Source organism: Hyella patelloides LEGE 07179 (assembly GCF_900659865.1).
Taxonomy (GTDB): Bacteria; Cyanobacteriota; Cyanobacteriia; order Cyanobacteriales; family Xenococcaceae; genus Hyella; species Hyella patelloides.
Genome location: NZ_LR213999.1, coordinates 1 through 11,283, shown reverse-complemented (window position 1 = coordinate 11,283; position 11,283 = coordinate 1). Strand labels below are relative to the sequence as shown.

Below are 11,283 nucleotides of genomic sequence, written 5' to 3'. Positions count from 1 at the left end.
TTTGACTGCATTTGACAATTTGTACTTTTTCTTAACTTGTCACTAATGCTAATTACCTTCCTCCACCAGACAACTTTTTTAACTAGCTAACAGCTTTAAGCTCCAAGCTTATAGCCAGGTTCAACTCATTCACGCTCGATCTCGGTGGAATAGGGCGTGCGTGGAGGTCAACTCCTCCTTCTCAAGCGATTCTAGCTTATAGCTAATGGCAAGCGAGCTAATTTTAAGAAACCATAATTAGCTGTTGTATTTCGCTACCATTTCCAAACGAGATAAAGCACTAACCGCCGATTCTTTTAAATAAGGGTCTATAAAATCATCGTTAGACATTTGAGTTAATTTTTCTCTAACGAGATTATCATTAATTCCCCCTAAAGCATTAACAATTGCTACTCCTACTGCTATATTATCCGTGGTATTTAAAGCTTCGAGCAACACATCTAAAGCAGGATTTCCAATCGCACCCAAAGCCATTACAGAAGAAAGATTAACCACAGGATTTTCATCGTCTACTCCCTGGCGTAAACCTTCAATTCCTTGTTGGGGAAAAGGCTCATCGGGATGGTTAACGGCTACTTGAGCTAAAGCCTTGGCGCAGCTAGCTCGCACTGTAGCATCTTCCTTACTAGCTAAAGATTCTACTAAATAAGGTATGGAATCAACTCCAATTACCCCTAGAGCTTTAACGGATGCTCTGCGATAAACCATGTCTTCATCTTCTAAATTTTCCATTAAACGAGGAATTGTCTTCTCGTCTCGTTGTTCGGCAATTTCTTGTCTGGCTCTTTTCCTTAAATTGGGATTGGGATGTTTGAGTTGTGCGAATAAATTATCTAAAGACATAATTTTTTCTATAAAAATATCAATCTATCAAAAATTGGAGTTAAGACAAAACAGACAAAACAATGGAGACTTGTAAACTGCAACTTAAACTGATTAAAGTCAAAGCAACAGACCACAAGTCCCCATTTAATTTAAAAGATACGCGACTATTTAGTCGCGAAACTCAACTCAGCAAGAAAATCCTAAGATAAGGAGTTGATTGCATAGTCTAGAAGACTATTGTACTCAACTAAAGCTTGAGAAGACATATCGCGAGGAGCGCAACCACGGTTACGAGCAAAAGTTAAAGCTTCTACGTAAGGAGCAGTAGGAAGATTTAAAGCACGGTAAACTTCGCGTTGTCCTGCAATACCCCATTCGTCAAGAGGACCAGTACCACCAACAACTAAGCAGTAGTTGACGAGGCGCATATAGTGTTTGATGTCACGAAGACATTTGGATTTGAAAGTATCAGTAGAGTTAGCTTCACCTTGGTTGTTGAGGTAGGAATACTTTTTGATGCAAGCATCATAAGCTTCTTGAGCAACTTGGTCTAGGTTAGCAGCTAATTTTTCAGCAGCTTCTAAACGAGCAGAAGCACGTTGAAGGCTACCTTGTACTGATTCTAAGTCGGAAGTAGTAGGAAAGCGTCCCGCAGCATCAGCAGCAGTAACAACTGTAGTAACAACAGATTTCATAATTTAGGTATCTCCTGAATTGCCTTTTACAAAAGCCACAAAATATAAAGTTATAGTCACGACTCGCGCGTTCCCTTGCACCCAATGCGACGGGTATAAACGCCTATGTTAAGCGCGGGGTCGCTCGTCAAGTTTTTGAGAATAAATGACTATCAAAAAAATACTAGAAACTTATTTCTAGCTAAGAGCAGAAATTACGCGGTCGAAATAGCTAGCTGCTTCAGAGGAAATTGAAGCACAATCGCCGTTGATCATTTCCATTTTGCGGAAACGCTTACCACCATTTCCTTCAGTATTAGAGTTGTTGATGTGAGCAATAGAAGCAGCTTTCATGATACCCACAGCGCGACCAGTGGACTGAAGAGGTACACCAAGAGCAGTGTAAGTTTCTTTCAAGCCATTTAAGCAACGATCTTCTAGTACAGAAGCATCACCAGATAATAAAGCATAAGTGATATAGCGAAGAACAATTTCACCATCACGTAAGCAAGCAGCCATACGACGGTTGGGGTAGCAATTACCACCAGCTTGAATTAAACCAGTGTTTTCGCAAATCATACCAGCAACAGCATCAGAAACAATACAACTAGCATTAGAAGCAATTGCATTTACTGCGTCTAAACGTTTGTTACCTTCTGCAATAAAGCCTTTGAGAGAAGCGAGTTCTTCTCCACCAATAGGAGAAGTTTTGGAATCAGCAGCTACTACTGCTCTAGAAAAAGCGTCAAGCATTGAGCTCTCCTTAATATTATTGACAAATTTGTTTTATTTATCTTGACGGTCGAGAAGCTTGAGCCGTCGATTTAAAAGATAAGATATTACCAATCCAAATATCTCTTTTATTAGGAAGAAAGTAATAATCTGTAATGTTCGACGAAATATTGTTACAGAGTCAATGAGTTTGTGTTAGTTTTTGATGGATTCAGGCTATGTTGTACTTCTGTTATACACGCGCTCTCTTAATATTTCTTAAAATACTAGCAAATATAATTATAAAAATTTTTAAATACTAGCAAATATAATTTATAGAAGTTTTTCGCTGCTAATTATTAGTAGTAGGTTGTGGCTCATCAGTTGTTAGTTGATTACTTTTGCAATAGTTACCAAGCCAACTCAAACCAGTCAAAGAACGCACTGGAATTACCAATAAATCAGTTTGAGGCAATTTTAAAGACAATTGTGCCCCGGGAACTCCTATCCCTAACCATTGCATCAATTCAGGTATTCCTTGAGAATTGACATCAAAACGACAAAAACCATTTAACCAAGCAAGCTGATTAGTTAATGGTTCTAAAGCTTCTGCTTTAACGGCATTAATGGTAGTTTGTACTTCGGGAGATTCTGCTGAAATTAAATTTTCTTGTCCTACCCCCAAACCAGAAGCTAATTCTACTGTTTCATAGAACATGGGTAAGATAAATTGTTCTATTACACCCACTGCACCATCAATAATAGAAACAAATTGTCCTGCATTTAATTCAATAGAAACATCCCCGTTATTATTAGTGACTTGGACTGGTCCTTTAGGACTGTTAGTCAGAACACCTACCAAAGATGCATTGGTGTTGGGGTCATGTTGTATAAATAAAGCTGTACCCTGAGAGACTACTTTTGCTTCAGGAGTTTTAAAATTACTTTGTCCTTGTCCTGGGCGAATCATAATCAGAGCAGCACCACTGGTTAACTCAAAATTTCTTGTACCAGGAGGAAAACGAAAAATTGTCCCCGCACCAGTACGTACGAATGTACCCTCATTAAATAGTAAGTCAGCCCGAGAATTAGCACCAGTTCTGATCGCATCTTGAGGTATGATATTATCTCCTAATTTGGCTGGACTCCATGCAGGTTGATTTTGACGGCTTAGTTCTACTTGATTACGTACTTTGTAAATTTCTGCACTTTCTAAAACTGACTGGGCTACCACCGAACTAGACAACAAGCCAGTCAGTATAAAGCCAATAGCTAATCTTTGGGTAAAAGAGATGATTTTATGCAAGTTCAATTTTACCAACCTCTGCGTAGTACAATTTAATTTAATTTAATCAAGAAACGTACCTAAACTTATCAATAAATAAATCAGTTCTACAACTTTGCTTGATAGTCATTACGATTGATTTTCTTTTGGTATTCGCAACCGACTCATTTATCGCAATAAGTTTCCGTAGCGGTTTGTATATAGTAATCCCGTTTGAGTTATGAAAATTTAATTGTGTGGTCAGGATGTGGAATGTCGGGTTTAGGGTGTAGTGGTGTCTTAATTTACAGCACTGCAACTGCCATAAAATACAAAGCTATTTTTAAATTTTCTTCCAAACAATTACTTATCTGATTCTTCCACAGTAGTTTCTGCTTCTGCTTCTTGATGAACGAGTAAGACAGAACAAGTTACATGATGAGATACATAATTGCTGACACTACCAAATAATAATTCACCAAAGCCTTTTCTTCCATGACTGCCAATGACGATTAAATCTGCTTGCCAATCTTTAGCAAAATTAGTAATTTCTTGTTCTGGTTGACCCATTTGTTGAGTAATTTCTGCTTTGATTCCTATTTGTTCGGCTTGTTTTTGTAAAGATCGCAATAAATTCATTCCTATTTCTTGAGCATTTACCAGTTCTTGTTGCGTCAAATTATCCAAGGTATCGGGATATAAACTATCCCCAAAAGCTAAAGCTGTAGTGTCTTGATATTCAGCTATTAAAGGAGAGACAACATTCATTATTTGTAAATTGGCAGAAAACGCTTGAGCTATAGATAAAGCCTTTTGAAAAGCCTGTTGACTTAATTGAGTACTGTCTACCGCTACCAAAATATTGTGATACATAGTATTTTATCCCCCAGATCGTTAACTACTTAAGTTAACTAATTAAATAATCTGTTAACTCAATTATGTAACGCTTAAAAAATTTAATTTTTATTTAATTAAATTATATGACGACAAGGAGCAAAAGATTTACGATGCTGAGAGGAAACACCATGATTTTGTAAGGCTAATCGATGTTTTGCTGTGGGATAACCTTTATTTTTTGCCAGATCGTATTCGGGATATTGTGATGCCAAATTGATTATTAAATCGTCTCGCCATACTTTAGCTAAAATGCTAGCAGCAGCGATCACAGAAGATTGGCGATCGCCTTTAATCACGCTGGTTTGAGAAATTGCCAAATTGGGAATCACAAACTTACCATCTACTAAACAAATATCAGGTGATGGTTTTAAAGCCAAGACCGCACGTTTCATTGCCAACAAAGAAGCTTGTAATATATTTAACTCGTCAATCTCTGCGATAGTAGCTTCACTAATATGACAGTGAGTAACTACGTTTTTAATGGGTTTAATTAGGTCATGGCGTTTTTTAGGAGATAGTTGTTTGCTATCTTTTACGCCAAGCTCAATCAACTGAGGAATAGCAGATAGAGGTAGAACAACCGCAGCAGCTACTACAGAGCCAAATAACGCGCCTCTTCCTACCTCATCAACTCCTGCTACAAGCACATCTTGATTAATGTCTTCGGGTAAAAAAGAACTCTCAAAACAAATATTCTGATTCATCCTTAAGTTGTTTGGGTTAGCTCTTCTCAAAAAGCGCATACTTTAAAAGGTGGGCAAAACGGTTTTTCTAGTATTTTATGTGATTGAAAGTTAGGTTTACCCACCCTAATGTTATTAACACTTGTTATTTAACACTAATCACTGATAACTGTCTAAACTGTTACCTCTTTTTTCGCAGAAGAGCGACGACGACGGCGACGACGACCATCAGTTATTTCTTCTTCTTCTTCTTCTTCTTGAATTTCTTCAACCTCAGAAGACGTTGACTCAACTACAGAACTTAATTCTGATTCTGATTCTGATTCTGATTCTACTGTTTCGCTGGATTCTACTTCTGGAACATCAAAATCAAGAGTTTCTTGAACTGGTGTTGCGTCCACTTCATCTGCTTTGTCATCAGTATCGGTAGTAATTTCTATGTTTTTAGTAGTTTCTTTCTCTGTCTCTTCAGCCTCTCCTGGTTTTCTAATTTGAATTAGGACTGATTTAGGGTCTTTAAATTCGCGATCCAAACGAATTAGGGGAGATACACCCATTAAGGCATAGATTTCTTGTTCAAAATCGGTCATCTCCACAGAAATTTTTTCCTGGGGTTCATCTCTGCGAGGATTACGAGAGGGAATTCTCGATTTGCGATCGCGTAAAGCAATATCATGTTCGCCAAAATTAGGAATATTGCGATCGCCATTACTCGAAGGTTGTTCATTATCGCTATAGCGATCTCGATCTCTAGAATAGTTGACGACAACTTCTGAATCGCTGAGGTCTTCTTTCAGTGCCAAATCGTTGCGACGACGACGACGACGACGATTACCGTTGCTTACTCCCTGTTCTTGATAATTGGGATGGTTAGCTAAATCTAGCTTGTAAGGACTACTTTCAGTTTCTATCTCTACAGGAGCATCAATAACTTTACGTTCTTTGGTATCAACAATGTTAGTAGCTACTGCTAAAGGCGTAATGGGGGGATTCTCTAAAGATTCGTGCTCTTGTCTTCCAGGGAGATGAGCTAAATGACCCAAACCACCACAACTGGAACAGGTTTGACCAAATAGTTCATAAATATTTTGTCCCTGACGCTTACGGGTCAATTCAACCAAACCTAGCTCTGATAGTTGAGCAATTTGCGGTCTGGCTTTATCTGCTCTTAAAGCATTGTTAAAGTGTTCTAGTAGCTTCAGGCGGTCTGGATTAGTATCCATATCGATAAAATCAACCACAATCACACCACCAATATTACGCAACCGCAGTTGACGAGCAATTTCTGTAGCTGCTTCTCGGTTAGTCCAAAGTACAGTTTCTCTGGCGGTAGCAGAGCGAGTAAAAGAGCCTGAGTTAACATCAATTACAGTTAAAGCTTCTGTTGGCTCGATAATAATATAACCGCCAGAAGGCAATTCTACCCTTGGTTTGAGAGCTTCTCTAATTGCAGCATTGACCCGATAATATTCTAAAATTGGTTGTTGTTCTCGATGGTAATCGACAAAAACCCCTTGGGGAGAACGTCCACCACTCCAATTAACCAGGTGTTGTTTAACTCGTTTCATTGCCACCTGAGAATCGACCATAATGGTGTTAACATCGGCAGAATACATATCTCTTAGTACTCTTTGGATGAAATCATCATCTCGATTTAAAAGGGTGGGAGGTTTGGCATAACTAGCTTGTTCTTGAATCGATTCCCACTGGCTTTTGAGCATTTCGAGGTCTTCTGTGATGGCTTCTTCTGGTTGACCATCGGCTTCTGTTCTGACCAACAGCCCCATTCCTGCTGGTTTAACCAAGATAGCTAAAGCACGAAGACGACTGCGCTCGCTTTCTTCTCTAATTCGTCGCGATAGTTTTACCCCTTTGCCATAGGGCATCAAGACTAAATATCTTCCTGGTAAAGTGATGTTACCTGTTAATCTTGGTCCTTTATTTCCTGTGGGTTCTTTCATGACCTGAACCACAGCTTTTTGTTGGGGTACTAGCAGTTCTGTAATACTGGCTGCGCTTTTTTTCAGACGCAAAGGGCCAAGGTCTGTAACGTGAATAAAACCGTTGCGTTCTGAGTCTCCGATATTCACAAAAGCTGCATCAATACCAGGAATGACGTTTTCTACTGAGCCGAGATAAATATCGCTGACTTGTTGCGTACCAGTAGAAACTACTAATTCTTGTATTTGTTCTTCCCAAAAAACAGCAGCTATTTGGTGCTGTTCTGCAATAATAATTTGTTTTGGCATTAATTTTCCTCAAAATATCAAGTGTGTATGTAGAGCTTTAATGAGCGTTAAAAACAGTTCAAAAATAATTCAATCAAGTATTAATTTCATATATTTGGATTAGTTAATTACTGGGGTGGTATTGGAATTGAAACTGAAGCTGACTGGGGTTACTCTACCTCGTCTTCGATGGTTGAGTTGCAAGTTTCTGAAGACTTTTTGGGTCTTCTGGGAATGATTATATTGACAGTATTGTGATTTTCACTCTTTAGTTATCTTCTAAAACAAACGGTATGGGAGAATTTAGTTTGAGGGTCGAATGCTGGTGGTATATATAACTATTTGGGGTGGCGACTAGTCTAGAGAAATCTAAAAGAGAGCTAGGATTAGTCAAATATATCTAATGGCGGTCACAAAATGCCATTTTTGCAATTGCCAAGTAAATCTTTCCGATATTCTAGTTACAAGGTTGCGACTTGTAAAGTAGCTATTTATTACCACCAAGCTACTACGACTGCCCAAATTAAATTTTAACCTGAATATAACCTTGAAAAACAATTTTTGGCAATAAGATTATTATTTTAGAATAAATCATTAGGTGGTTAGTAATTAGTCGTTTTCTATTTCCTCTGATTTCAGCATTCCCTTGCTCGGTGTCGGCGTGCTTACCGCTTACCGCTTACCGCCGATGCGGGGTTGGAAATCTCTTCGTTCCTCTTTTCTTTAGGTTGCCAATGGTTTGCTTGACGTAGAGCTTCAATGGTTGCTGCTACTTCTTGGGCTACGGTTGCAATTTCTTCTGTGGTGTTAAATCGACCAATACCCAATCTGAGGGAAGCATGAGCAAGTTTTTTGTTTCTGCCCAAAGCAGTTAAAACATGGGATGGTGCAGTACTCGCAGCCGAACAAGCAGAACCAGAAGATAGAGCTACTGTTTGCTGTAAACCCAGTAATAACGCAGCACCATCTACCCCTTCTATACTAAGGTTTAAGTTGCCAGGTAGTCTTTGGTTAAGATTTCCATTAAGATGAATTCCTGGTAAAGATTTTAATTTAGACCATAATTGCCCTCGCAATTGTAATAAATATTTACTTTCTGTCTCCATCACGCCCATCCCTAATTCTACAGCTTTGGCAAAACCGACAATCTGCGGAGGATACAACGTTCCCGAACGAATACCCTTTTCCTGCCCTCCTCCTTGGAGTTGAGCAGCTATTTTTACTTTGGGGCTACGACGACGAATATACAATGCACCAATGCCTTTAGGTCCATAGACTTTATGAGCAGTTAAAGACATCAAGTCAATTTGCATCTTGGCAACATCTAAAGGAATTTTGGCGATCGCCTGAGCAGCATCGGTATGAAATAATACCTGGTGTTCATGACAAATAGACCCAATTTCGGCTAAAGGTTGCAGTACACCAATTTCATTATTAGCAGCCATTACAGAGACTAAAATGGTGTCCTCACGGATAGCTAAACTTAGCTGTTGCAGATCGATTAAGCCATCGGATTGTACTGGTAAATAAGTAACTTCAAAACCCAAAGATGCCAAATACTGACAAGGATCGAGAACTGCGCGGTGTTCTGTAGTTACGGTAATAATATGCTTTCCTTGACTAAAATAGGCTTCTGCCACACCTTTAATAGCTAAGTTATTCGCTTCTGTAGCACCACTGGTAAAGATAATTTCTTCAGGATTGGCATTAATCGCATCTGCAATAATCGTGCGAGCTTGTTTAACCGCTGATTCGGCTTCCCAACCATAAACATGAACACTGGAAGGATTGCCAAAGCGATCGCAAAAATAGGGTTTCATCGCTTCAAATACCCTTTCATCCATTGGTGTGGTGGCGTGACAATCTAAGTAGATCGGCTTCTGGGACATAAGTTATGGAATGTAGTGGTCTAAGGTTTTAGAGGTTTATAAAGTGTAGGCTAAGTTAAGTAGAAAATCGAGTGTAGTACAGTAATCCTAAATCAATTATAAAAAATAACCAATAGCAAAAAAACAATGACTAAGAACAACTAAAAAGCCAAATATCTCAGACTAGCATCTTCAATTTCTTGGATTCTCAATTAGTTAAAGTTACACTTAGCTTGTATTTAGAGATCATTTTCTCCAAAAGCAATATACAGAGTTTTGTTGTCTATGATCCTAGAACCAAGCTTCTCTTTGATTAAACTTAGAGATCGCAACTGCCATTGTCAGGGACTAAACAAAGGGGATTATGTCCAGTCACAATTCTATTGTTAGTAAAGAAGAAATACCACCTGGTACGCTTATCCTTAACCGCTATTTAATTAAGCAGATTATTGGACAGGGGGGGCTGGGTAGGACTTATTTGGCTTTAGATAACCATCGCTTCAATGAATTGTGTGTTCTTAAAGAATTCGCTCCTTTCGGTTCTGGGCATTATGATATCGAAAAATCTCGTAGTCTATTTAAAAGAGAAGCTAAAATCTTACATAAAGTTAATCATCCGCAAATTCCCCGATTTTTAGCCTGTTTTGAACAGCAAAATCGATTATTCTTAGTTCAAGAGTATGTCAAAGGTAAAACTTATTCCGAGCTTTTAGAAAAACGCCAGCAAAGCAAACGAGTTTTTACAGAATCAGAAATTATCAGATGGTTGATGAACTTATTACCTATTTTGAGTTATATCCATAAGTTAGGAATTATTCATCGCGACATCTCTCCTGACAATATCATGCAACCCCCAGGAAAGAAATTACCTGTATTAATCGATTTTGGTGTGGGAAAGCTCACAAATATTCACCAGGAATCCCCGCAAAATAGCTTTAGAAGACCTTCTTATGTGGGTAAAATGTCCTTTGTCGGCAAAATTGGTTACGCTCCTCAAGAACAGATTATTATGGGTCGTTGTTCTCCTAGTAGCGATATATATGCTTTGGGGGTTACAGCTTTGGTATTACTGACAGGAAAAGACCCCACAGCTTTAGTAAATCAACAGTCTTTAGAATGGGAATGGCAAAAATATGTTCGAGTAGGTACCTATCTGATTAAAATTCTCTCGAAAATGACAGAAGAAAAACCTTTAAAAAGATATCATTCAGCCCAAGAAGTTCTAAGAGATTTACAACAATTTTTTATCAATCCCCAGACAACTAATGCTAAAAAAGCGATCGCTAAAAACCGCTCCACACAGTCAACAAAAGCGACTCCATCTATCTCTAAACCATCCCCTAGTCAATCTTCTAGGCAATCTTCTCAACAATCTCAGATTGATGAAACTGTAATTCTTCCTTCTCCTCAAGTATCTCGTCCTCCTGTAGTGGATGACACTTTTATCGTTACAAGAGCTAATTCTTCCCCACAAGAGCCATTTCCCAAAAAGCCTTCCACTAAATCTTCCAGTACCAGTAATAGTAATAGTACACACCCCATTGATAGTACGTTGATTGTTAGTTCTGTTAATCCTGCTGCTCCGCAAAATCAGCCCTATCCTCAACCCAGCGAAAAATCTATCAGAACGAAATTTATAAGACGGTGTGAACAAGAACTAGCTTATTACATCGGCTCGATGGCTGCTTTAGTGGTTCAAGAAGTGATGCAAAAACAAAAACCCCAATCCCCAGAAGAATTAATTGATGCTGTAGCGGAATACATTTCTGAGAGTAATCAAGTCAGAGAATTTAAAAAAAGATTTTGACAGGAGGAAATGCGTGACTGAAAAGCGCGCTGTCTTACAACAGTACATGCGGACGACGCGAAGCGAGTGCTTTAGTGCAAGTCCTTTGTCTGGGTCGGGAAACCCTCCTGCAAGGCTGTTGCGCTATTCCACTCCCGTGTTGACCCGTCCTTCTTCCTCATTCCTCATTCCTTAGTTGACAGACACTCAACAAATGATTATGTGATTAGGTAATTCCCGATCGTTAATTACGAAAAAAGAGATATCCTAGCAAGAGTGAAATAAGAAGCAAACAATAAATGAAGCGGTGCTAGAACTCAAACTGATTAGAGAAAACCCCACCAAAG

General features: G+C 38.7%; 9 protein-coding genes. 1 reads left to right on the top strand and 8 read right to left on the bottom strand.

Annotated elements, in window-relative coordinates; translation table 11 throughout:
- Positions 1–237: 237 nt before the first annotated feature.
- The 8 genes from H1P_RS25625 to H1P_RS25590 all read right to left on the bottom strand — a co-directional run bounded on the left by H1P_RS25625 (position 238) and on the right by H1P_RS25590 (position 9,171).
- Entirely contained in the window at positions 238–843 is a 606-nt protein-coding gene (locus H1P_RS25625) for a HEAT repeat domain-containing protein (protein WP_144872825.1), read from the bottom strand.
- 182 nt (positions 844–1,025) lie between these two features.
- Positions 1,026–1,520 carry a C-phycoerythrin subunit alpha gene (locus tag H1P_RS25620; RefSeq protein ID WP_144872822.1) on the bottom strand — a complete coding sequence of 165 codons (495 nt, stop codon included), beginning with the start codon at positions 1,518–1,520 and terminating at the stop codon, positions 1,026–1,028.
- A 177-nt stretch (positions 1,521–1,697) separates the two neighbouring features.
- Positions 1,698–2,252, bottom strand: a complete 555-nt coding sequence (locus H1P_RS25615) for a phycoerythrin subunit beta (protein WP_144872819.1) — start codon at positions 2,250–2,252, stop codon at positions 1,698–1,700.
- A gap of 310 nt (positions 2,253–2,562) precedes the next feature.
- The gene (locus H1P_RS25610) at positions 2,563–3,522 is read right to left on the bottom strand and encodes a FecR domain-containing protein (protein WP_246141953.1); all 960 of its coding nucleotides are present in this window, start codon (positions 3,520–3,522) and stop codon (positions 2,563–2,565) included.
- A 315-nt stretch (positions 3,523–3,837) separates the two neighbouring features.
- Positions 3,838–4,347: a universal stress protein gene (locus tag H1P_RS25605; RefSeq protein WP_144872813.1), complete on the bottom strand. Its 510-nt coding sequence runs from the start codon at positions 4,345–4,347 to the stop codon at positions 3,838–3,840.
- Between the two features lie 98 nt (positions 4,348–4,445).
- Complete coding sequence (locus H1P_RS25600; RefSeq protein WP_144872810.1) at positions 4,446–5,075, bottom strand: ribonuclease HII; 630 nt, start codon at positions 5,073–5,075, stop codon at positions 4,446–4,448.
- A 152-nt stretch (positions 5,076–5,227) separates the two neighbouring features.
- Positions 5,228–7,303: a ribonuclease E gene (gene rne, locus H1P_RS25595; RefSeq protein WP_144872807.1), complete on the bottom strand. Its 2,076-nt coding sequence runs from the start codon at positions 7,301–7,303 to the stop codon at positions 5,228–5,230.
- 644 nt (positions 7,304–7,947) lie between these two features.
- Positions 7,948–9,171 (bottom strand): cysteine desulfurase family protein, encoded by a 1,224-nt coding sequence (locus tag H1P_RS25590; protein ID WP_144872804.1) that lies wholly within the window; start codon positions 9,169–9,171, stop codon positions 7,948–7,950.
- Positions 9,172–9,514: 343 nt separating this feature from the next.
- On the opposite strand from H1P_RS25590, the gene H1P_RS25585 reads away from it, so the two are divergent.
- Positions 9,515–10,957 carry a serine/threonine-protein kinase gene (locus H1P_RS25585; protein WP_144872801.1) on the top strand — a complete coding sequence of 481 codons (1,443 nt, stop codon included), beginning with the start codon at positions 9,515–9,517 and terminating at the stop codon, positions 10,955–10,957.
- Positions 10,958–11,283 lie beyond the last annotated feature (326 nt).